The organism is Autumnicola lenta, from assembly GCF_031846515.1.
GTDB classification, from domain to species: domain Bacteria; phylum Bacteroidota; class Bacteroidia; order Flavobacteriales; family Flavobacteriaceae; genus Autumnicola; species Autumnicola lenta.
In genome coordinates this window covers 126,218-149,785 of record NZ_JAVRHO010000002.1, presented here as the reverse complement: position 1 = coordinate 149,785, position 23,568 = coordinate 126,218, and the positions used below count along the sequence as shown (strand labels likewise).

The window sequence follows — 23,568 nt, the reverse complement described above, 5'->3', positions numbered from 1 at the left end:
AAAAATGCAATTATCGGAAATTGGAACAATCACACCAATTCTGGAACGAAATCCCCAACCATTTCCCTTTTATCCAACTCGGAGAATTCATTGCCATGCCCAACCACATCCACGGAATTATAATTATTAATAACCCACCTCATTCCTTCGGGAAATCCAATGATGCCGGCGAATTAAATAATCCCGCCGCCCCATATTCCCCCGATAATGTACAGACGCCCAACTTGGGCGTCTCTAGCGTAAATCCGGAACGCGCAAATCCGGAAAATCGCGGCAACGGCGCGATAAATCCTTCTTCCAAAAAACATAAATCCTTCTTCCAAAAAACATAAATCCTTCTTCCAAAAAACATAAATCCGGCGGAAAAAATGAACAATGGAAACCCGGCACCCTTGGCGTGATCATCAATCAATATAAACGCATTTGCACGATCCACGCGCGGAAGATTAATCCAAATTTTGCCTGGCAAACACGATTTCATGATATCATAATTCGGGATGAACGCGCATTTGATACCATTTCTGAATACATAAAGAATAATCCAGCAAAGTGGGCGGCAGATAAATTTCACCAACAGAATAAAAAATGATTTTTTGTTTTATAGAATGTTTCCTGCTAAACCACTTAAGTTTGTAGTACGCGCTGCTTAGGGCAAAAACTGAAATTTTATGGATGCATCTAAAAAACCTGAAGTCTGGCTCCGTGGTCCTGTTCCAGGTATTCCTGCCTTGTTACAACCTGCGGCTCACGCCCTGTTGCAGTCTAAAGAAGAGGTTTTTAAATATACTGAAGATTTTTCTGAAGATCTGCTATGGGAGAAACCTGCCGGTCGTGCTTCTGTTGGATTTCATTTGCAGCATATCACCGGAGTCCTGGACCGGATGCTTACTTATGCTGAAGGTAAATTGCTTTCTGAAGATCAATTTGAATTTCTAGGCAGCGAAGGCGAGCCGAATGAAAATCGAAATTTGGCAAATTTGACTACTGACTTTGCTAACAAGGTAGACGAAGCTTTAGAAGTTCTTAAAGCAACTCCTGAAACAATTTTACCCGAAAAACGGACGGTAGGCAGAAAGAAATTGCCATCTACTGTGCTGGGGTTATATTTTCACGCCGCAGAACATAGTCAGCGGCATGTTGGGCAAATGCTGGTAACAATCAGCGTACTGAAAACTGGCTAAAACAGTAACTGACTTAAGTCCACATTTCCACCGGAAATGATGATCCCCACTTTCTTATTTCGGAATTTTTCTTTTTCACGTAACACTGCGGCCAGGGCTGTGGCACTGGATGGTTCTACCACAATCTTCATGCGCTCCCAAATAATTCTCAGCGCTTCGATAATCTCATTCTCTTCCACACGTATAATTTCAGAAACATACTGCTGAATTATTGGGAAATTCTTGTCTCCAAGCTGAGTTTTAAGTCCGTCGCCAATGGTATTTGTAGTTTTATTAGTTTCAATTTTTCCGCTTTGCAGCGAACGGTAAGCATCATCTGCTTCAAAAGGTTCAGCTCCAATGGTTTTGCAGTTTTTTCCGAAGAAATGGGCTGCAAGAGCAGTTCCGGCAACGAGTCCGCCGCCGCCAACCGGCGTCACAATAACTTCGAGATCAGGATATTCCTGTAAAAGTTCTATTGCCGCAGTACCCTGTCCCAGGATCACATTGGTGTCATTTGAAGGATGCAAAAAACTGGCACCTGTTTCCTGCATAATACGTTGTGCGTTTTCTTCGCGATCTTTCAGCGATGGAGGGCATTCCGTAATTATTCCTCCGTAAGTTTTCACCGCATTTTTCTTCACCTGCGGGGCAGAGGAAGGCATTACGATATAAGCAGGAATACCAATACTTTTAGCGGCAAGAGAAAGCGCCTGTGCAAAATTTCCTGAAGAATGGGTAACCACACCTTTTTGCTGTTGTTCTTTAGGAAGTTGAAGAATGGCGTTCGTAGCACCCCGCATTTTAAAAGCACCCATCCGCTGAAAATTTTCGCACTTAAAAAACAAGTCGGTTCCCGAGATTTCATTGACAAGTGACGAGTGTAAAACCGGGGTTTTATGGATGTAAGGGAGAATACGTTGGTGAACTTCTTCCAGTTCCTCTTTAGAATGCATAGCTGAATTGTTTTTATGTAAAATTAAAATTTTCAGATCATAAATGCAGCGAAAAAGCAGCCACTAATCCACTAATATTTAAAGATCACAGCAGCTGGCAAGTTGAATAAACGAAAATATATATTATTAGTGTAGTTGCGGTGAGAAAATTTAGGGCGAAAATTGCCATGTTGAAGCAACCTTTTTGAATGGGAAAAAGGGGCCACTAATTCACGAATTTTTTGAAAGTTTCGTTCGGTCTGGTGGAATAAAATCAAAGGAAATTTTGATCATTCGTAATAAATAAACCTTCAAGAAAGAATCGTCATGACTTCAGAATAAGACCTCACAGATACTGTGTTTTTAAAACTGTGAGGTCTGTTTTATATCAATTCAGTGGTTTACATAATTCCGAAGTTATTCGTGTATTCGCGGCGAACTACAGGATCAAAAATTGTCATTATTTAAGAACTATTGCTATCAGAACTTACTCAACTCCGTCTACCGGAATGGTAAGCAGAGGAATATTTGATTTTTTAAATAATTCTAAAGACACACTTTCAGAAAAGAGGTTGAAGAAAAAGCCATGTTTATGAGTGTTTACGATCATAAGGTCAGCCTGCAACTCTTCAGCTTCTTTCAGGATCATTTCTACCGTCGAACCCTGGATGAGAAGCGCTTCAGCATGAAGATTTTTACTTAAAAACCTGTCGCACAAGGCCTGTAACTTTCGGTGTTCATCACGATATTCTTCAGCCTTTAAATCTCTGATATACTGCGGGCCTGGCTCGTAACCTATAAAATCCGGCTCCGGATCTGCAACGTGGAGGAGCCAGATTTTGGCATCATATTTTTCCGCAAGGCTTTCAGTATAATTGAGCAATTTGCCTACTGATTCATCAAAATCTACTGCAACAAGAATGTTGTTTATCCCTACCATTTTATTCAGTTTAATAACCTTTATCTCTTTCTACCACGTTTTTCAGCGGCTCATCGTCCTGAAGACGTTCATAATTTTCAATAATCTGCGGGACAACAGAGGAAGCTTTAGTGACACTGGCGATATGCGGAGTGATATGAATTTTAGGTTCGGTCCAGAAAGGATGGTCTTCGGGTAAAGGTTCTTCCCTAAATACGTCCAGTGCAGCTCCAGACAAGTGTCCGCTGCCAATCATCCTGAGTAAATCCTGTTCTACAAGATGTTCTCCCCTGGCCACGTTAATCACGTAAGCTCCTTCAGGCAGTTGATCAAATAAATCCCTGTTAAGGATGTTTTCTGTTTTGGAAGTAAGCGGCAGTAGACAGACAAGGATTTCTACCTGCGGAAGAAATTCTTCCAGTCCTTCTTTTCCGCAATACGTATTAATGTCTTTCTTGTCTTTAGAGCTTTTTGCCCATCCAAGAACATTAAAACCATTCTTCGCCAGTTTTTCACCTACAGCAGATCCTAAAACGCCAATCCCCATAATACCTACGGTAGTATTTTTGGGTCTTTTATAAGGTTTCCTGTTCCAGCTTTTTTCTACCTGCTGAGCTTTATAATAAGAAAGCCGTCTCACGTGGTCCATAACCTGGGCCAGCACGAAATCACTCATATCTGTTGTAAGCTGCTGGTCTACTACTCGTGTGATTTTTATATTTTCAGGTAGTTCCCTGTCGCTGGTAATGTGGTCCACTCCAGCACCCATAGAGGCTACTACTTTTAAATTTGGATAGTTTTTAAATAAGCCGCGTGGATGGTTCCAAGCGAGTGCGAATTCCACTTCTTCTTTGTCGTGATCTTCTGGGTATACATAAATATTTAATCCCGGATGTTGGTTTTTTAAAGCTTCCAACCAGGGTTTCGGGTCTCTGCCCGGACTTACAATTAAAAATGACATTTTTCTTTTTTTATTTTAGTGTTTAACTCACAAATGCACTAAAGCCGGTAATAGCTCTTCCTACAATGAGAGAGTTTATTTCTTTAGTTCCTTCATAGCTGTAAATAGCTTCCGCATCGGCCACAAAGCGCGCTACATCATGTTCCAGCAGTATTCCGTTACCGCCCAAAACTTCACGGGCACGGCTTACAACATCGCGGGTGCGCATACTGCAGTAAACCTTGGCAAGAGATGCATGTTCATCTGTGAGCATATCCTGATCCTGCATTTCACTAAGCCTGAAAACCAGGGTTTGCATGGCCGTAAGGTTTGAAAGCATCTCGACAAGGTGATTCTGAATTAGCTGATAAGATGCAATTGGCCTGCCGAATTGTTCCCTCTTTTTAGTATATGCCAAAGCACTTTCATAAGCACCACGGGCACAGCCTACTGCCTGCCAGGCAACTCCTGCACGGGTCATTCTAAGTACTTTTGCTGTGTCCTTAAAGGAGTTTGCATTTTGTAAGCGGTCGCTTTCCGGTACTTTACAATCGGTGAGGGTAATAAGCGCATTCTGAACTATTCTCAGCGCCATTTTATCTTCCATTTTTTCGGCTTTAAAACCGGGATTTTCTTTTCTGACCAAAAATCCTTTCACCTGATTACTGTCGATATCCCTGGCCCAAATAATAATCACATCTGCAAAAGTTGCGTTTCCTATCCATTTTTTCTGGCCGTTGATTACCCAGTTTTCACCATCAAATTTACACGTGGTTTCCAGTCCTCCGGCAGCTCCGGAACCTACATTAGGTTCGGTTAAACCAAAAGCACCAATTTTGTCCAGCTTTTGCATTTGCGGCAACCATTCCTTTTTTTGTTCTTCACTCCCGCACAGGTAGATAGAACCCATTGCCAGTCCGCTATGCACACCGAAAAATGTAGAAATAGAGACATCTACTCTTGCAATTTCCTGCGCGATAATGCCCTCCATCAAAAATGGCAAGTTTGGGCATCCGTAGCCTTCATAAGGAACACCGGCGATATTAAGTGCTTTAAATTTTTCTATAATTTCAAAAGGGAATTTGGCACGGTTCCAGTGATCATTGGCAATTGGACGGACTTCTTTTTCCATAAAGTTGCGGACCTTCATCTGCAGTTCACGTTGCTCTTTAGTCAATTTAAGGTCCAGATTATAAAAGTCAGCATCTGTAGGAGGGAGTTCTTTTTCTCCTTTTTGCTGCTTTGTTTTTAACATTTTCATCAGCCCCTTCAGTTGCCTGTCATCCAGAGTACCCAATGCTTTCATTGCTTCAGAAAGGTCTATTTGCTTGTTGATTTGCTGTAATTGGTCGAGATCGACCGACTTTAAAAGGTTGATGGTGTTTCTGACTTTTCCAAAGAATGACATAAGGGTAGTATTGGTTCTTTTTAAAAATAGACAAATTAAACCTTGGCAGTTGTTAAACCTTTCCGAAGAAAACGTCAAAAATATTTTTGCAGATCAGGATTGTAAAATGAAGAAGAATTTCTTGCTAAGGATTTTTTACTATCCTAAAAATTTATGAAAGATTTAGCGACCAGACTTTTATGTACCATGCCGATATTGGTAATTTTAAGAAGGTCATCTATTTCTGCTGTTACAATTTCTTCGGAAGAAAAATAAACAGAATTTTTTCAAATAGAAGCCGACCATATTGTTTTAAAAATTAACCATTCAATTATGAAAAATCCACAAGAAAAACACGTAAAACCGCCTTACTCTTCACAAAGGCAGGAAGTGCCCGGTCACGAAGATGAAATGCAGCCTCAAGTAGACCACGGGGAAAATTCCTATAAAGGTTCCGGAAAACTGGAAGGTAAAAACGCCATTATTACCGGTGGCGATTCTGGTATAGGAAGGGCAGTGGCCATAGCTTATGCCCGCGAAGGTGCAAATGTGCTAATTGCCTATCTCAAGGAAAAAGAAGATGCTGAAGAAACTGCAAAGTACATAGAACAGGCCGGAAAAAAGGCCATACTCGTCGCGGGTGATGTGAGCGAACAGCAACATTGTGAAAAAATTGTGCGTCGTGCTGTAGAGGAATTTGGACAGATAGATATTTTGGTGAACAATGCCGCCTTCCAGATGGCGCGCGAGTCTTTACAGGATATTTCCAGTGAAGAGTGGGATTATACTTTTAAAACAAATATTTACTCTATGTTTTACTTGTGCAAAGCGGCAGAACCACACATGAAGCCGGGTAGCACGATAGTCAATACTACTTCTATTAATGCTTATAAGCCCAAACCGGTTTTACTGGCCTATGCAGCTACCAAAGGAGCAATCCAGAATTTTACAGCCAACCTTGCCCAACTGCTCGCAGATAAAGGAATTAGGGTAAATTGTGTGGCCCCGGGCCCAATATGGACGCCGCTTATCCCTTCTACAATGCCAATGGAAGAAGTGAAACAATTCGGAAAAAATACTCCGCTAAAACGTGCAGGACAACCGGCAGAACTCGCTGCAGCTTATGTGTTGCTGGCTTCAAAAGGTTCGAGTTATATGACGGGTTCTACCGTGCAGATTACGGGAGGAACTCCTACAATTTAAGTTGAAAAATAAATCTGCCCATTAAAAAAAGATCGATATGGAAGAGAATAAGGAACAATCAGCCCAACGTCGTCGCTTTATAAAAGGAGTTACCTTAGGTGTGGGTGGAATAGTGCTTAGTAGCCCCATTATGTCCTTTATGTCTGCGTCAGCTTCAGGAGACAATAACAATCGTAAACAACTAGGGATCGCACTGGTTGGATTAGGAGGTTACAGCACAAATCAACTGGCGCCGGCTTTGCAGGAGACCGAAAATTGCTATCTGGCAGGGATCGTTACCGGTACACCTTCAAAAATAGACGACTGGAAAAAGAAGTACGATATCCCTGATAAAAATGTTTATAACTACGAAAATTTTGATGAGATCGCCAATAATGATGATATAGATATTGTTTATGTAGTATTGCCCAATGCTTTACATGCCGAATATGTTATAAGGGCAGCCAAAGCAAAAAAACATGTTATTTGCGAAAAACCGATGGCTACGAATGTAGAAGACGCAAAGCGAATGCTTGATGCATGTAATGAAAACGGCGTGCAGCTTGCGATAGGTTACCGCCTGCATTTTGAACCCTACAACAAAAGAGTGATGGAGCTTGGGCAACAGCAGGTCTTTGGAAAAGTAAAAAGCATAACGGCAAACAACAGCAGTGATATGACTTCTAAAAAGCCTAACCTTTGGAGATTGGACAAAGAACTGGCCGGAGGAGGGTCGCTCATGGATTTAGGTATTTATGCCGTGCAGGGCGCCGTTTATACCATGGGGGAAAAACCTGTGGCGGTAGCTGCAAAATATGGGGAAGTGACAAAACCAACCTTTTTCCACGATGTTGAGCAGTCCATAAATTGGGAATTGGAATTTGAGGATGGAGTTAAGGCAAAAAGCAACAGCAGTTATGCCGAAGAACAAAACGAACTTTCAGCTGAGGCTGAAAATGGCTGGTGGAACGTTAGCCCCGCCTATGCGTATGAAGGTAAGAAAGGTGAAACCAGTGAAGGAGAAATGGATTATCCCAATATTTTTGAGCAGGTAAACCAAATGGACAGCCAGGCAGAAAGTTTTAGGAATAGCGAGAAGTCAATTGTGCCGGGGGAAATGGGATTACGTGATATGAAGATATTAATGGCTATTTACGAATCTGCAAATGCCGGGGGAGAAAGGGTGGTGATCCAGTACTAATACCAAATTCAGAAGTAAGGTTTAAGGTTCTGGAATAAAATAAGCCCCACAGATACTAAGTTGTGGGGTTTATTTTTAAATATTTGTCCGGTAAAGTTTTCTGATTTGAAAAAAAATTATTCCAACCCAAAAGCTTCTTTAACCTTATCCACATAGTCCAGTTTCTCCCAGGTGAAAAGTTCTACTTCTCGAGTAACTTTTCCGTTGTATGGACTTTCAAAAATTTTAGTCATTGTCCTGGGCTCTTTTCCCATATGTCCATAAGCTGCAGTTTCCCTGTAAATAGGATTTCTTAACTTTAAACGTTCTTCTATTGCTGAAGGTCTCATGTCGAAAATTTCAGCTACTTTTTTCGCGATTTCACCGTTGGTCATATCTACATTGGATTTCCCATAAGTATCTACAAAAATGGAAGTCGGCTCTACCACGCCAATAGCATAAGAAACCTGAACAAGAACTTCATCAGAAAGTCCTGCAGCAACAAGATTCTTAGCGATATGTCTGGAAGCATAAGCAGCTGAACGGTCCACTTTACTCGGGTCTTTTCCTGAAAAGGCACCACCACCATGAGCTCCTTTTCCTCCGTAGGTATCCACGATAATTTTTCTTCCGGTTAATCCGGCATCTCCATGTGGCCCACCAATAACAAACTTTCCGGTTGGGTTAATATGATATTTGATCTCATCTGTAAATAGTTTCTGAACATAATCGGGTAAACGTTTTTTTACCCTTGGAATAAGAATTTCCTTAATGTCTTTGTTAATTTTGTCCAGCATTTTTTGATCATCCTCATCAAACTCATCATGCTGGGTAGAAACTACAATGGCGACAATCCGTTGCGGAATATTATCGTCACTATATTCTATCGTCACCTGACTCTTGGAATCTGGTCGCAGGTATTTAATTTCTTCACCTTCCCTTCTTAGCTTTGCAAGCTCGATAAGGATTTTGTGAGAAATGTCAAGCGCCAATGGCATATAATTTTCGGTCTCGTTAGTGGCATAGCCAAACATCATTCCCTGGTCGCCGGCACCCTGTTCCTCTTTTTTACCGCGATCCACACCCTGATAAATATCCTGGGATTGTTCATGTATAAGCGAGATAACACCACAGGAATCACCGCTAAACATATATTCCCCTTTGGTATACCCAATTTCGTTAACAACACCACGGGCAATATTTTGTAAATCCAGGTAGGTATTGCTTCGCACTTCCCCGGCTAAAACAATCTGCCCCGTTGTAACAAGGGTTTCGCATGCAACTTTGGATTCTTCGTCAAAAGCAAGGAAATTATCTAAGAGAGTATCGCTAATCTGGTCTGCGATTTTATCGGGATGACCTTCAGATACACTTTCAGAAGTAAATAAATACGCCATGTTTTCAATTTTTTTAAGAAAAACAGGTAGGAAAATGACGTGCAAAAGGCTATAGGAGTGTATCACTGCTTTAGCATTTTCAGCTGAAATTGTTTCAGCTTATATATCACTCTTAAGAGTAATATATTTAGGGTTGCAATCAGTCAAATCTTTCCCTGTAAATAATTCGGTACAAATGTATAAAAATAGTTTAGATGAAAAATCCTTTAACTTGTTTTTATAAATTGTGCGCTGCCCTTTGCTTAAAAAAGCAGGGCCAGGCTTTCGCGGCTCGCTTTTCACAGCTAAAAAGCTGTAAAAGTGCTTAAACAAACGCTCAATCCTTAGCGCAGATTACAAAAAAAAATCCCCATGATTGTATATCACAGGGATTTTAAAGGAAGATTAATTTTCTACCTGTTTAGTCAAAATCGTTTATTGCTTCTTCAGCACTGGAACGTGGCAAGAAAATCTGTATACCTAGATTTATGCCCAAAGAATTTTGATAATTATCGCTTCCGGCACCAACGAGTCCGTTGTATTTTACACTTGCATCAAGTGCAACACTGTCGGTAAGGAAATAAGAATACCCGGGTCCAAAACCAAATGCAAATCCATTGGTTGAGGCGTCTCCAGATTGATTCACTCCTGCAAGACCAGCATTAGTTTCTAAAAAGAACTGTCCGGCAGGAACATCACCTTCAAGATTTACTTCGCTTGGGCTTACGTAAAACCTGGTAAGCGCTTGAACACCATAAACAAAAACTTCGGAGGCATCCTCGTTTGCTTTTGAAAAGCCGAGGTTTACTATAGCTCCAAGCATGAAGTTATCGCTCATCATATAACCAGCTTTGGGGCTAACACCAACATTCCAGCCCGCTCCATCATTTAAACCGACATTGAGCCCAAACAGTCCACTACTTGCGGGGCTAACAAGGCCATTTCCCAGATCTGCACCTAACATAAAATTTCCTTCCTGTAATTGTGCCTGAGTAACGCCGAAGGTTAAAAATAAAACGATAGTCAATAGTTTTTTCATAATGTATTGTTTTTTAAAATTCACTTCATGCTGTAAAGATAAAGCTAGCACCAGAGGAGCATATTATTTTATAACTATCTTGGGATTACTTTAATATTTTTTCTTAAAGCTTTTGGTGTCGGTCGAAATAAGAGAGTGTGGGAATCGTTCGGTCTATTTTTGTAATTTTTACAGACGAACAATCTTTTTATTGCCAATTTCAGAATTTATCATATCCTTACTGAGAATCCCAAAAAAATAATAATTAATTTGGAAAATAGAATTTTGTGTGGTTATATTTGCCTTAGAGAATAACAAACAATGAAACAGTTTAATTGCAACATGATGATGTGTATGATGTGGAAACCTTCCGCAGCGTACTTTATTGCATAAACTGAAAAGATATTTGCAAAAGCCGCTGCCAATCGCAGCGGCTTTTTTATTGCAGTCATTCGGAAAAAGGTTTTAGAACAGGACTTGAAGATTAAAGCAGGAAAAAGTAATATGGCAATTCAAAAACTAGTGGTACGAGAAATGATGATGATGCGAATGTGTCACATGAAACGCTATTACCAAAACTCGGAAATATAATTTAGTTTATATAGTTCAATTCGGAGTCCCCCTGGTAATAGCTAACCTGGGGGACTTTTTTTAACTTAACGCCAACGAACAGAATTATATAAAAATAGAAATTATGAGTACACAAAAATTTGCCACCAACGCACTTCACGCAGGACACGATGTAACCGCTAATGGAGGGACACGCGCAGTTCCTATTTATCAATCTACCTCCTACGTATTTAAGAATTCCAAACATGCTGCCGACTTATTTTCACTGTCAGAACCAGGTTACATTTATACCAGGATCAATAATCCTACAAACGATGTTTTAGAACAGCGACTTGCTGCGCTGGACGGCGGAATTGCCGGTGTTGTGACAGCTTCTGGAACGGCAGCTATTAATACTACGCTTCTTACCCTTTTAAAAACCGGAGACCATATCGTGGCTTCCAGTAGCCTCTATGGTGGTACATATAACCTGTTAAGCGTAACATTGCCAAGGCTGGGAATTAATACCACTTTTGTGGATCCCGCCAATCCTGAAAACTTTAAAAAAGCAGCAAAGGAAAATACGAGAGCTATTTTTGTAGAGTCTTTAGGAAACCCAAAGCTGGATGTTTTAGATCTTAAAGCTATTTCTAAGGAAGCTAAAGCGCTCGGGGTGCCTTTTATCGTAGACAACACAGTGGCTACTTCTTACCTGGTAAAACCTATTGAGCATGGCGCTGACATTGTTATTCACTCACTCACAAAATATATTAATGGTAACGGAACTGCGCTTGGGGGCGTGATCATAGACGCCGGCAAATTCAATTGGGCTAATGGTAAATTTCCTGAATTTACTGAACCTTCTCCGGGTTATCACGGGCTGGTTTATCACGACGCACTGGAGGAAGCAGCATTTATTGCTAAAGTGCGAATTGAAGGATTGCGTGATCACGGCGCAGCACTGAGTCCGTTTAATGCATTTCAGATACTTCAGGGGCTGGAAACATTAAAGGTCAGAATAAAACAACACAGTGAAAGTGCACTGGAACTGGCAAAATGGCTTCAGCAACAGGAAGAGGTTACCTGGGTAAATTATCCTGGGCTGGAGGAAAGCAAATACTATGAGTTGGCACAAAAATATCTTCCAGAAGGCCAAAGTGGTTTAGTTACTTTTGGAGTAAAAGGAGGTTTTGATTCTGCACAAACAGTAGCAGATGAAACAAAAATATTTTCGCTTCTCGCAAATATTGGAGATACAAAATCTCTTATTATTCATCCTGCAAGTACCACGCACCAGCAGCTGGATGAGAAACAACAGGCTTCTACAGGTGTAACACAGGATTTAATAAGGTTATCTGTAGGTCTGGAAGATATAGAGGATCTTAAATCTGATTTAAAAGAAGCTTTTTCAAAAATTAAGTAAGAGACACTGTTTTAATTAATTTGTTGGTTGGAAGGTAAGGGGAAAGAGCGTTTCAAATGTTCTTTCCCTCATTCTTTCAAAAAAAGGAAAGAAAATGCTAGAGGAAATTCACATAGCAAATTTTAAGAATTCCGCCGGAAAGCTTCAGGATATTAAACTTTCTTACGAAATTTTTGGTCAGCCTTTAGATACAGCTCCGGTTGTAATGATTAACCATGCACTTACCGGAAATTCGAACGTGGCCGGAGATGAGGGTTGGTGGAAAGATCTTGTTGGTGAGGAAAAATGTATAGATACTAATAAATATACTATCCTTTCTTTCAATATTCCCGGGAATGGCTATGACGGCTTTATTATAGAAAATTATAAAGATTTTGTCGCACGGGATATCGCGGAAATCTTTCTTTTGGGTCTGGAAGAATTGAAAATCGCAAAATTGTTTGCCTTAATTGGAGGTTCACTTGGAGGTGGTATCGCCTGGGAAATGGCTGCGATTAATCCCTCTATTACTCAAAATTTAATACCTATTGCTACCGACTGGAAATCTACCGACTGGCTAATTGCCAATTGCCAGGTTCAGGAACTTTTTCTTAATAATTCCAGTAATCCTGTGCATGATGCGAGAATGCACGCAATGTTGTGTTACCGCACACCAGAATCTTTCAAATCCCGTTTTAAGCGTAGTACGAATGAAGAGCTGCAGGTCTTTAATGTAGAAAGCTGGTTGTTACATCATGGTAATAAACTCCAGGAGCGATTCCAGATTGGAGCTTACAAGTTGATGAATCAATTATTAAAAACTATAGATGTTGCCCGCGGCAGACCCGAATTAGATAAAATTCTGGAGCGAATCGAAGGGAATATTACTATTATCGGAGTAGATTCAGATTTATTTTTTACTGCTGAAGAAAATAGGGAAACGCACCGACAGCTCGCACAAAGTAGCAACAAAGTTACCTACAGCGAAATCCATTCTGTTCATGGTCATGATGCTTTTTTAATAGAATCCAGGCAGGTAGAGCAGATCATAGCAGGAATTTTTCAGCAGGGAAATAAGCTGAAAATTGTCAAATTTGGCGGTAAATCTTTGTCTAATGGAAATGGAATCAAAGCAGTTCTGAATATTATTGAGGATAAAATTGAAAAGGAGGAGCGAATAGGGGTGGTAGTTTCTGCAAGAGGGAAGACAACCAGCCAACTTGAAGACTTGTTGGAAATGGCTGCTTCAAATCAGGATTACAGCGATGCCTTGAGGAAATTCAAAAAATACCAGATTGGCGGTTATGATGCTCTGGACTTTTCAGAAGAATTTAAAAATATAGAAAATATACTTGAAGGAGTTCGTTTACTCGGCGATTACAGCTTAAAGGTGAAAGATCAGTTGCTTGCCCAGGGGGAAATAATATCAGCCAAATTTATAACGGAGGTGCTGCAGCAACGGGGTCATAAGGCCCGTTTCACAGATGCCCGAAAGCTTTTAAAAACCGATGATAAATTCGGTAATGCCCAGCCTCTGGAAGCGGTTTCAAAAGAAAATTTCCTTAAGTACTTTGGAGTACATAACGGGCAGACGGTGAATGTCATTACTGGTTTTATTGGTTCAACATCAAATGGAGATACTACCACTTTAGGTAAAAACGGAAGCAATTATTCTGCGGCACTACTGGCAAATTACCTGGATGCGGAAGAGTTGCAGAATTACACTCATGTAGACGGAATTTTCACCGCAAATCCAGATTTAGTTAGGAATGCGCAACGTATCGAGGAACTTTCTTATAGTGAAGCGAATGAATTGGCAAATTTCGGAGCTACAATTTTGCACGCTAAGACGATTATTCCTTTAATTGAAAAAAATATTCCGCTACGGATTTTAAACACGTTTAATAATGATAACAAAGGAACTTTAATTACCGCTAAACCTTCGAAAGAAGGAATTAAGTCATTATCGGTTCTTGAACATAATTCATTGCTCAATCTGGAAGGCCGCGGACTTTTAGGAAAATCGGGAATTGATGCCAGAATTTTCCGGGCGCTCGGGGATAGTGGAATAAGTGTCAGTATAATTTCCCAGGGATCTTCAGAAAGGGGTATAGGTCTTGTGGTGGATGCCCAAAATGCAAGTCGCGCAGTGAAGGCCCTGGAAAGGGAATTTGAAAGTGACTTTTATTCCAAGGATGTGAATAAGATTTCTGTTGTAGATGATGTTTCGGTAATATCTATAGTGGGGCAGGACTTGAGTACTTTTCATAAACCTTATAATGCGCTCATCAGGAATCAGATCGTGCCGTTGCTTTTCAACAATACTGTCACCGGAAAAAACGTAAGCCTCGTTGTTAAAAGAACTCAGCTTCATAAAGCACTGAATGTCATTCATGGTGAAATTTTTGAGGTTTACAAAAAAATTAATATTGCCATTTTTGGACATGGAAGTGTAGGCGGAACCTTAATTGATCAGATTTTACATTCGGCTGCTTCAATAGAAGAACGGAAAAAAATTAAACTGAATATTTTTGCTGTTGCCAATTCCCAAAAGCTTTTGGTAGATTCCGAAGGTCTTTCTGATGACTGGAAAGAAAAGTTGCAGACATCAGAAAAAGAATCTTCAGTTTCAGAAGTTATCGATTACGCGCGGCTGCATCATCTGGAAAACCTTATTGCAATTGATAATACGGCCAGTAAGGATTTTGTTCAGCAATATTCCAAACTTGTTAAAAATGGATTTGACCTGATCTCCTCCAATAAAATTGCAAACACTTTGGATATGCATTTTTATAAAGGTTTGCGGGAAGATTTGGAAAAAAATCAGAAGCGATATCTTTATGAAACAAACGTAGGTGCGGGACTTCCGCTTATAGATACGATCAGAATTCTGCATCTTTCCGGAGAAAATATTACCAGGATAAGAGGTGTGTTTTCGGGAACGTTAAGTTATCTCTTCAATACATTTTCTTCAGAAAACAGACCGTTTAGCAGTGTCGTTAAAGATGCTATTGATAAAGGCTTTACAGAACCTGATCCCAGGGAAGATTTGAATGGAAATGATGTGGGCAGAAAACTACTTATTTTGGCAAGGGAACTTGATTTGCAAAACGAGTTTGAAGATGTGAAAATTAAGAATCTGGTTTCGGAAGATTTAAGAGACGGCGATGCAGGAAGTTTTATTTCAAATTTGGTGAAATTGGATGAAAGGTATCAAAAGATAAAAGACCAACAAGAACCAAATCATGTTTTGCGGTATATTGGAGACCTTTCCGGAGATTTGCAACAGGACAAGGGTGAGCTGGAAGTGAACCTGGTTTCGGTTCCAGCAGATAGCAGTCTTGGGCAGGTGAAGGGTGCCGATTCAATTTTTGAGATATATACCGAATCTTACGGCGACCGCCCAATTGTGATTCAAGGTGCCGGTGCCGGTGCTGCCGTTACTGCAAGAGGTGTATTTGGAGACATATTAAAATTATCAGAAAAAAAAGCTTAATGGAAAAATTTGAAACTATTGCAGTAAGAACTCAAATGGAACGTTCACAACATTTAGAACATTCCACACCAGTGTATTTAACTTCCAGTTATGTATTTGAGGATGCCGAGGATATGAGGGCTTCATTTTCAGAAGAAAAAGAGAGGAATATTTACAGCAGGTTTACCAATCCCAATACTTCCGAATTTGTCGACAAAATCGCCAAAATGGAAGGTGCAGAAACCGGATATGCTTTTGCCACCGGTATGGCCGCTGTATTTTCAACGCTTGCCGCATTGCTGAATAGTGGCGATCACGTTGTTTCAGCAAGATCGGTTTTTGGCTCTACACATGGTTTGTTTACGAAATATTTTCCGAAATGGAATATTTCTCATAGCTACTTTAATGTAAATGAAGTTGACAAAATTGAAAGCCTGGTAAAACCGGAGACAAAAATTCTTTTTGCTGAAACTCCTACAAATCCTGGTGTCGATATTTTGGATTTAGAGCGGTTGGGTGAAATTGCCAAAAAGCATAGCCTAATTTTGATCATTGATAACTGCTTTGCAACGCCATACCTGCAAAATCCAATAAAATTTGGAGCAGATCTTGTAATCCATTCGGCAACGAAATTAATTGATGGCCAGGGACGTGTTTTAGGGGGGGTTACGGTCGGTAATCCTGATTTAATCCGGGAAATTTACCTTTTTTCACGAAATACAGGCCCTGCTTTATCACCATTTAATGCATGGGTGCTGTCCAAGAGCCTTGAAACTTTGGCTGTAAGGCTTGACAAACATTGTGAAAATGCTTTAAAAGTAGCGGAATTTCTGGAAAAAGAGCCTAATGCTGAAAATGTCAAATATCCGTTCCTGAAGTCACATCCGCAGTATGAAATTGCCAAAAAGCAAATGAAACTGGGCGGAAATATTATTTCCTTCGAAATAAAAGGCGGGATTGAAGCCGGAAGAATATTTATTGACAGCGTGAAATTATGTTCCAGAAGTGCAAATTTGGGAGATACACGTAGTATTGTGACGCATCCTGCATCTACCACACACAGCAAGTTAAGTGAGGAAGACCAGCTGGAGGCAGGAATTACGCCTGGTCTTGTAAGGGTTTCCGTAGGACTTGAACATGTAGATGATATTATTGCTGATTTGAAGCAGGCACTTAATAGTTTGTAGTTCACAGTCTGGAGTTCGGAGTTGTAGTTGGATGCAAAAAGCTCCCATCTTTTTTAAGGAGGTCTAGCCGCGCAGGTTGAGGTGTGTTTAGGGGAGTGAAATGTAAAAGATTCCGAACCACCAACTCCAAACTCCGAACCTTTTTAATTTAGTTATCTTTGCGCTATGCTTTCAAAAAAGACAAAATACGGAATAAAAGCATTGTCGTATATGGCAAAACAACCGGAGCATAAACCGGTGCAGACCTCTGAAATTGCCAGGAGTCAGAATATTTCCCAAAAGTTTCTGGAAAGTATTCTGCTGGAACTGCGAAAGTCAGGTTTTCTGGGAGCCAAGAAAGGCAAGGGAGGAGGCTATTATCTAATCAAAGAACCTGAAGAAATAAAAATGACTTCAGTGATAAGGGTGTTGGAAGGGCCTATAGCAATGGTTCCGTGTGTTAGTCTCAACTATTATGAGAAATGCTCAGATTGTCCAAGCGAGGAAAAATGTTCTGTTCATGCCCTTATGATCCAGGTAAGAGACAGCACTTTAAAGATTTTGGGTGATAATACTTTAGCCGATTTAGCTGTAAAGGAGTAGGATCCCACAAATAAATGTTAAATCCTGTAAATTAGAGCTCTAATTAGTTGGAGTAATTAAAATTGAAGTTTACATTTGCAGTATAACCTAGTAGCCCGATAGGGTAATAGAATAATAAGAATTACTATGCTTATGTTGCTTGACCAGACGAAGACGAAAAAGAGTTACAAAAAAGACAGGGCTGCAGAAAAACCGATGCGCAGTATTGCAAAAACCGTCAGCTGGAGAATAGTAGGAACAATGGATACGGTAGCAATATCGTGGGTTTTGACTGGTGAAATAAAGACAGCTATGGCAATAGGATCTGTAGAGTTGGTTACAAAAATGATACTTTATTTTGGTCATGAAAGGATCTGGAATAAAATAAACTTTGGAAAGGAATAGTTATGAAAAAGTATAACGAACAAGAACTAAAAGTGCTTAATCAGCAATTAAAGGGGATTACTCCGGCTGAAATCGTGCAATGGGTTATTTCAAATGCTGAAAAACCTGTAGTAACCACTAATTTTCGTCCTTACGAGGCAGCTATTCTTCATGTATGTTCTAAAATAGATCCGTCTGTAAAAGTGATTTGGTGTGATACCGGGTATAATACTCCGCAAACCTATAAACATGCAAAAGAAGTTATAGATACACTTCAGCTTAATGTAAAGCTTTATACGCCAAAGCAAACCGCTGCGTACAGGGATGCGCTTTTCGGAGGAATACCCGATGTAAATTCGTCTCTACACGACGATTTTACAAAACAAGTTAAACTTGAGCCTTTCCAGAGAGCAATGAAGCAGCAACAGCCAGACGTGTGGTTTACCAATTTAAGAAAGGGACAAACCTCTTTTAGAAATAGTATAGATATCCTTAGCTACAGTAAAGACGGTATGTTAAAGGTTAGTCCGTTTTATCATTGGAGCGACGAGAAGCTGGATGCTTATCTCGAAGAACATGGTCTGCCAAATGAATTTAAGTATTTTGACCCTACAAAAGTTTTAGCCAATAGAGAGTGTGGTTTACACGCTTAAAAAATATATAAATGAATTCAATACTAAATCAAAATACCTTAGAAAGCGAAGCTATTTACATCTTTAGAGAGGTAGTGGCACAGTTTGAAAACCCGGTGTTGCTCTTTTCCGGCGGGAAAGATTCTATTACCCTGGTTAGACTGGCTCAAAAGGCGTTTCATCCTGCAAGGATTCCTTTTCCTTTAATGCATATAGACACCGGTCATAATTTTCCCGAAACCATAGAATTCCGGGATAGATTGGTAAGGGAATTGGGACTTGAGTTGATAGTGCGTCATGTACAGGACGATATAGACAATGGTAAGTCCATAGAGGAAAAAGGTAAATATTCCAGCCGAAACGGACTGCAGACAAATACTCTTCTTGATGCTATAGAAGAATTTAAATTTGATGCCTGTATTGGTGGTGCAAGAAGAGATGAAGAGAAAGCCAGGGCGAAAGAGCGAATTTTTTCAGTAAGAAATGATTTTGGAGAGTGGGACGAGAAGAATCAGCGTCCCGAAGTATTTGATATGCTAAATGGAAGGATTGAAATTGGACAGAACGTAAGGGTTTTTCCAATTTCTAACTGGACAGAGCTTGACGTGTGGAACTACATCGATCAGGAAAAAATCGAAATTCCTTCTATTTATTTTGCGCATGAGCGTGAGATATTCGAGAGGGATGGTCTAATCTGGACTGCTTCAGAATATGTATATAAAGAAGAAGATGAGGTTACAGAAAAGCGCAGCGTAAGATTCAGAACAGTTGGAGACATTACCTGTACAGCGGCGGTAGAATCCAAAGCAGATTCTATTCAGAAAATCATTCAGGAAATAAGAGAGTCTTCAATTTCTGAACGTGGCGCAAGAATAGATGATAAGCGCTCTGAAGCTGCGATGGAAACCAGGAAGCAGCAAGGTTACTTTTAGAAACCGTTTCCGAAGAAAATCTCAAGCAAAGAACAGAATTTAACGAGTTTAGAAAAAATGGAAGTTTTAAAAATAGCAACAGCAGGTAGCGTAGACGATGGTAAAAGTACACTTATAGGTAGGTTGCTTTACGATACACAGTCCCTTACCTCAGATAAAATTGAGGCAATCGATAAAAGTAGTCGCAAAAAAGGTCTGGATTATCTGGATTTTTCTTTGGCTACAGATGGTTTGGTTGCAGAACGGGAACAGGGGATTACTATAGATGTTGCTCATATTTATTTTTCTACAAAGAAAAAGAGTTACATTATTGCTGATACTCCCGGGCACGTTGAATATACACGGAATATGGTAACAGGAGCGTCGACTTCTCAGGCTTCAATAATTCTAATTGATGCCAGAAAAGGAGTGATCGAACAGACGTACCGTCACTTTTTTATCAATAACCTGCTTCGGGTAAAGGAAGTAGTGGTGGCAATAAATAAAATGGACCTGGTAAATTATTCTGAAGAGGTGTTTAATGAAATTGTTGCCGATTTTAGAAAACTTCAGGAAGAGAGCGACTTTAAAGAACAAAAATTGACATTTATTCCGGTAAGTGCACTTTGGGGAGAGAATATTGCTGAAAAATCTACGGCAATGCCTTGGTATAATGGTGATACGGTACTGGAGCACCTGGAAGATATTAAAGCCGAAGATTTTCAGGAAACTTCTCAGGCACGTTTTGCTGTACAAACCGTAATTCGTCCTAAAACCGATGAGCATCACGATTTTAGGGGTTATGCAGGAAAAATTACAGGGAACAGCCTTAAAGTAGGGGATGAGGTAACTGTGCTTCCATCTTTAACAACTTCAACTATAAAGGAAATATTCTTTTTTGATGAGAAATTTCAAGAAGCACCGGCAGGAAGCTCAGTAACCATTACTTTAAATGATGATATTAATGTGGCGCGTGGAAATACGCTGGTAAAATCTTCAGAAGTGCCGAAAGAGTCAAAACGATTAAATGCTACTATTTGCTGGATGGACGGGAAAGCTCTTGTACCAGGAAGTAAATATGTACTTCAGCATAATACTAACGGAGTAATGGCGAAAATTGACAAAATTGAGGGTCAGGTTTCTACAGATTTTGGAGGGATTAGCGAAGCTTCATCACTTCAGCTTAATGAGATAGGACAGGTTTCCATTAAATTAAGTAAGTCCATTTTTGCAGATAACTTTGAAAAAAATAAGGCAAATGGACGCTTTATTCTTGTAGATACTCAAACCAATACAACTTCCGGAGTGGGCTTTATAAAGTAAGAATCAAATGAAATTAAAAAAAACATCATTCTATAAGTTTATGTGTATGCGCTGTACAGCAAATACTTAGAAGACCGTTTTTATAACATCCAATTATAAAAGGTTCTTTTTAAGCGTAAAAACTAAAAGAGCCTTTTTTATCAAAATCCTGTTTTTCAGGTGATAAATTAAATTTTCAATATTATGCAAAGTTTTAGAACCGAAATAGAAAATCCTGTTGTTGAGAACGACATTATAGACCTGGAGAAAAGAATCAGGTTGTTCCGTGAAGGTAAAGCCGATGAGGAAAAATTCAGGAGTCTACGTCTTGCCCGGGGTGTTTATGGACAAAGGCAGGCAGGAGTTCAAATGGTTCGTATAAAACTTCCGTTTGGTAAAGTTACGTCTGAACAGTTACACAGGATTGCTGATGTATCTGATGAATATTCCAGGGGGAGGTTGCATATAACTACCAGGCAGGATATTCAGATTCATTATGTGAGCCTTGACCGCACCCCGGAATTATGGTCCCAACTGGAAAAAGATGATATAACACTTCGTGAAGCCTGTGGAAATACGGTAAGAAACATCACGGCTTCTCCAACTGCGGGGATAGACGTAAATGAACCTTTTGATGTTTCCCCTTATGCTCACGCTGCATTTCAGTTCTTTCTACGGAATCCTATTTGTCAGGAAATGGGAAGAAAGTTTAAAATGTCTTTCTCTTCTTCAGACGGAGATACTGCGCTGAGTTACCTTCATGATTTGGGCTTTATCGCCAAGATGAAAGATGGAAAACGCGGATTTAAAGTGATGCTTGGTGGAGGTTTAGGTTCTCAGCCCAGACATGCAGATGTGCTTTATGAATTTATAGAAGCAGATAAAATAATTTCCCTTATTGAAGGAGTACTACGTGTTTTTGACCGCTACGGAGAGCGGGCAAAAAGGATGAAAGCAAGAATGAAATATCTTGTAAAGGATTTGGGAAAAGATGCTTTTATGGAACTGGTGGCAGAGCAAAATACTGCACTATCCAAAAAAGAGCCGAATATTGAAATAGAAAAGTTTGAAGCAGCACCACCTTTAAAGGAGGTAGAAGTTCCTTCAGTAGAAATTGAAGATCAGAAAGATTTCGAACTTTGGAAAAGCACAAACGTGCTTCCGCAGAAACAAAAAGGTTTATTTGCTGTAGGTATTCGCGTACCGTTAGGAGATTTTTATACTGGAGGTGCAAGAAAACTTGCAGATTTAGTGAAAAAATATGCCGGAAATGAAATTAGGTTAACTTTAAGACAGGATATTTTGATCCGTCACGTACGCGAAGAGTTTCTTCCGTTCTTTTATTCGGAATTAAAGAAATTGGGTTATGCGGAAACCGGTTACGATAAAACAGTGGATATTACGGCCTGCCCGGGAACAGATACCTGTAACCTTGGGATCGCCAGTAGTACAGGAATTGCAGATGTACTTGAAGATGTACTGAAGGAAGAATATCCGCAGTTTGTAAACGGAAGGGATATTACCATTAAAATTAGTGGTTGTATGAATGCCTGTGGGCAGCATAATATGGCTGAAATTGGCTTTCAGGGAATGTCTATAAAAATTGGAAAAACGGTAGCTCCTGCACTTCAGATATTACTTGGAGGAGGAACTCTTGGAGATGGAGAGGGACGTTTTGCAGATAAGGTAGTTAAGGTGCCAAGTAAAAGAGGTCCTGCAGCTTTCCGAATTCTTTTGAACGATTTTGAAGCGAATGCTACGTCTGAAGAACGATTTATTCAATACTACGATCGCCAGGGGAAAACGTATTTCTATGATTTACTAAAAGATATTGCCGATACTTCTAATTTTACTGAAGATGAATATGTTGATTGGGGTCATGAAAAACCTTATATTAAAGCAGTTGGAGTTGGTGAATGTGCCGGAGTGGTGATTGATCTTATCGCAACGCTTCTTTTTGAGAGCGAAGAGAAAATAGATAATGCAAAAAGCGCGCTTGATAGAAAAGACTGGGCAGATAGTATTTATCATGCCTACACCTCTATTGTAAATTCGGCTAAAGCTCTATTAATTGCTGATGATGTAAAAACGAATACACAGGCAGGTATTATTTCCCAATTTGATGAGCTTTTTGTGGAAACAGGAAAAATTGAACTTTCCACTTCCTTTAAAGAATTTGCTTATCAGTTGAACGAGCATGAGCCTTCAGAAGCTTTTGCCGTGAAATATTTAGAAGATGCGTCTTTATTTCTGAAGAGAGTAGATGCATATAGAACAAGGGAGGTGCAACATGCATAATTCATCCAGGTTAACAGTAGTAGGAGCGGGGCCGGGAGATCCGGAATTGATAACGTTAAAAGCGTTAAAAGTGCTCGAGTCTGCCAACGTGGTTCTGTACGACGCGTTAATCAACCGTGAACTATTGGAATATGCTCCACAGGCAGAGCATATATTTGTGGGGAAACGCAAAGATAAACATCGTTACTCCCAGGATGAAATAAACGAGCTGATTGTAAAGTATGCGTTGGAGCGGGGACATGTGGTAAGACTTAAAGGAGGAGATCCTTTTGTCTTTGGAAGAGGTTCTGAAGAAATTAATTATGCGAAGAGCAAAGGACTGGAGATAGAAATGGTTTCTGGAATTACTTCAGCCATATCTGTTCCGGCAGGTGTGGGTATTCCGCTCACGCAACGTGGAACTTCAGAAAGTTTCTGGGTGATAACAGGAACTACAACGCAGAAGAAATTATCTGATGATGTACGCCTGGCAGCACAATCTACGGCAACCGTTGTGATATTAATGGGAATGAGTAAACTGGCTGAAATTGTTGAAATTTTTAGTCATTTTGGGAAAGAAGATATGCCCGTTGGAGTAATTCAGAATGGAACTACGGTAAATGAAAAGTCAGGTTTTGGAACTATTTCGACTATTGAAGAAGTGGTTTCTGAAAAAGGGTTAACAGCACCTGCAATAATTGTTATTGGCGAAGTGGTAAAGGAAAGAAATCAGGTGCACAGGATTTTTGAAAATCTTGAGGTAATTCCTGAAAACAACCCAAAAAATTAGT

Annotated in this window: 20 protein-coding genes; 14 read left to right on the top strand and 6 right to left on the bottom strand. The window is 39.9% G+C overall.

What is annotated here, in order from left to right:
• Positions 1-20: 20 nt before the first annotated feature.
• Both RM545_RS01865 and RM545_RS01860 read left to right on the top strand, forming a co-directional pair.
• Positions 21-332, top strand: coding sequence for a hypothetical protein (locus tag RM545_RS01865; protein WP_311493575.1), 312 nt, complete (start codon positions 21-23; stop codon positions 330-332).
• Positions 333-668: 336 nt separating this feature from the next.
• On the top strand, positions 669-1,181 hold the full coding sequence (locus RM545_RS01860; protein ID WP_311493574.1) for a DinB family protein: 513 nt from the start codon (positions 669-671) through the stop codon (positions 1,179-1,181).
• Here the strand turns inward: RM545_RS01860 and RM545_RS01855 are convergent.
• The 4 genes from RM545_RS01855 to RM545_RS01840 all read right to left on the bottom strand — a co-directional run bounded on the left by RM545_RS01855 (position 1,178) and on the right by RM545_RS01840 (position 5,362).
• Positions 1,178-2,116 (bottom strand): pyridoxal-phosphate dependent enzyme, encoded by a 939-nt coding sequence (locus RM545_RS01855; RefSeq protein WP_311493573.1) that lies wholly within the window; start codon positions 2,114-2,116, stop codon positions 1,178-1,180. The two genes, RM545_RS01860 and RM545_RS01855, sit on opposite strands and share 4 nt — an antisense overlap.
• A gap of 466 nt (positions 2,117-2,582) precedes the next feature.
• Positions 2,583-3,035, bottom strand: coding sequence for a universal stress protein (locus RM545_RS01850; protein ID WP_311493572.1), 453 nt, complete (start codon positions 3,033-3,035; stop codon positions 2,583-2,585).
• 10 nt (positions 3,036-3,045) lie between these two features.
• Complete coding sequence (locus RM545_RS01845; RefSeq protein WP_311493571.1) at positions 3,046-3,975, bottom strand: 2-hydroxyacid dehydrogenase; 930 nt, start codon at positions 3,973-3,975, stop codon at positions 3,046-3,048.
• 22 nt (positions 3,976-3,997) lie between these two features.
• Entirely contained in the window at positions 3,998-5,362 is a 1,365-nt protein-coding gene (locus RM545_RS01840) for an acyl-CoA dehydrogenase family protein (protein ID WP_311493570.1), read from the bottom strand.
• Positions 5,363-5,674: 312 nt separating this feature from the next.
• On the opposite strand from RM545_RS01840, the gene RM545_RS01835 reads away from it, so the two are divergent.
• Positions 5,675-6,544 (top strand): SDR family oxidoreductase, encoded by an 870-nt coding sequence (locus tag RM545_RS01835; protein ID WP_311493569.1) that lies wholly within the window; start codon positions 5,675-5,677, stop codon positions 6,542-6,544.
• Between the two features lie 37 nt (positions 6,545-6,581).
• The gene (locus RM545_RS01830; RefSeq protein ID WP_311493568.1) at positions 6,582-7,724 is read left to right on the top strand and encodes a Gfo/Idh/MocA family protein; all 1,143 of its coding nucleotides are present in this window, start codon (positions 6,582-6,584) and stop codon (positions 7,722-7,724) included.
• A gap of 116 nt (positions 7,725-7,840) precedes the next feature.
• Here the strand turns inward: RM545_RS01830 and metK are convergent, their stop codons facing one another.
• Both metK and RM545_RS01820 read right to left on the bottom strand, forming a co-directional pair.
• Entirely contained in the window at positions 7,841-9,100 is a 1,260-nt protein-coding gene (gene metK, locus RM545_RS01825; protein WP_311493567.1) for a methionine adenosyltransferase, read from the bottom strand.
• Positions 9,101-9,500: 400 nt separating this feature from the next.
• A complete protein-coding gene (locus tag RM545_RS01820; protein ID WP_311493566.1) occupies positions 9,501-10,118 on the bottom strand; it encodes an outer membrane beta-barrel protein in 618 nt (205 codons plus the stop codon).
• A gap of 673 nt (positions 10,119-10,791) precedes the next feature.
• Between RM545_RS01820 and RM545_RS01815 the strand changes: the two genes are divergently transcribed.
• The 10 genes from RM545_RS01815 to cobA all read left to right on the top strand — a co-directional run bounded on the left by RM545_RS01815 (position 10,792) and on the right by cobA (position 23,567).
• Positions 10,792-12,069, top strand: coding sequence for an O-acetylhomoserine aminocarboxypropyltransferase/cysteine synthase family protein (locus tag RM545_RS01815; RefSeq protein WP_311493564.1), 1,278 nt, complete (start codon positions 10,792-10,794; stop codon positions 12,067-12,069).
• 94 nt (positions 12,070-12,163) lie between these two features.
• Positions 12,164-15,544 (top strand): bifunctional aspartate kinase/homoserine dehydrogenase I, encoded by a 3,381-nt coding sequence (gene thrA / locus RM545_RS01810; protein WP_311493562.1) that lies wholly within the window; start codon positions 12,164-12,166, stop codon positions 15,542-15,544.
• Positions 15,544-16,710, top strand: coding sequence for a trans-sulfuration enzyme family protein (locus RM545_RS01805; protein WP_311493560.1), 1,167 nt, complete (start codon positions 15,544-15,546; stop codon positions 16,708-16,710). Before thrA ends, RM545_RS01805 begins: the two co-directional genes overlap by 1 nt.
• A gap of 165 nt (positions 16,711-16,875) precedes the next feature.
• Positions 16,876-17,292 carry an RrF2 family transcriptional regulator gene (locus RM545_RS01800; RefSeq protein WP_311493558.1) on the top strand — a complete coding sequence of 139 codons (417 nt, stop codon included), beginning with the start codon at positions 16,876-16,878 and terminating at the stop codon, positions 17,290-17,292.
• A gap of 126 nt (positions 17,293-17,418) precedes the next feature.
• Positions 17,419-17,676 (top strand): DUF2061 domain-containing protein, encoded by a 258-nt coding sequence (locus tag RM545_RS01795; RefSeq protein ID WP_311493557.1) that lies wholly within the window; start codon positions 17,419-17,421, stop codon positions 17,674-17,676.
• Positions 17,677-17,678: 2 nt separating this feature from the next.
• Positions 17,679-18,308, top strand: a complete 630-nt coding sequence (locus RM545_RS01790) for a phosphoadenosine phosphosulfate reductase domain-containing protein (protein WP_311493556.1) — start codon at positions 17,679-17,681, stop codon at positions 18,306-18,308.
• An 11-nt stretch (positions 18,309-18,319) separates the two neighbouring features.
• Positions 18,320-19,219: a sulfate adenylyltransferase subunit CysD gene (gene cysD, locus RM545_RS01785; RefSeq protein ID WP_311493554.1), complete on the top strand. Its 900-nt coding sequence runs from the start codon at positions 18,320-18,322 to the stop codon at positions 19,217-19,219.
• Between the two features lie 57 nt (positions 19,220-19,276).
• Positions 19,277-20,521 (top strand): sulfate adenylyltransferase subunit 1, encoded by a 1,245-nt coding sequence (locus RM545_RS01780; protein WP_311493552.1) that lies wholly within the window; start codon positions 19,277-19,279, stop codon positions 20,519-20,521.
• Between the two features lie 183 nt (positions 20,522-20,704).
• The gene (locus RM545_RS01775) at positions 20,705-22,798 is read left to right on the top strand and encodes a HEPN domain-containing protein (RefSeq protein WP_311493551.1); all 2,094 of its coding nucleotides are present in this window, start codon (positions 20,705-20,707) and stop codon (positions 22,796-22,798) included.
• Entirely contained in the window at positions 22,791-23,567 is a 777-nt protein-coding gene (cobA, locus tag RM545_RS01770) for a uroporphyrinogen-III C-methyltransferase (protein ID WP_311493550.1), read from the top strand. Before RM545_RS01775 ends, cobA begins: the two co-directional genes overlap by 8 nt.
• Position 23,568: the final 1 nt, after the last annotated feature.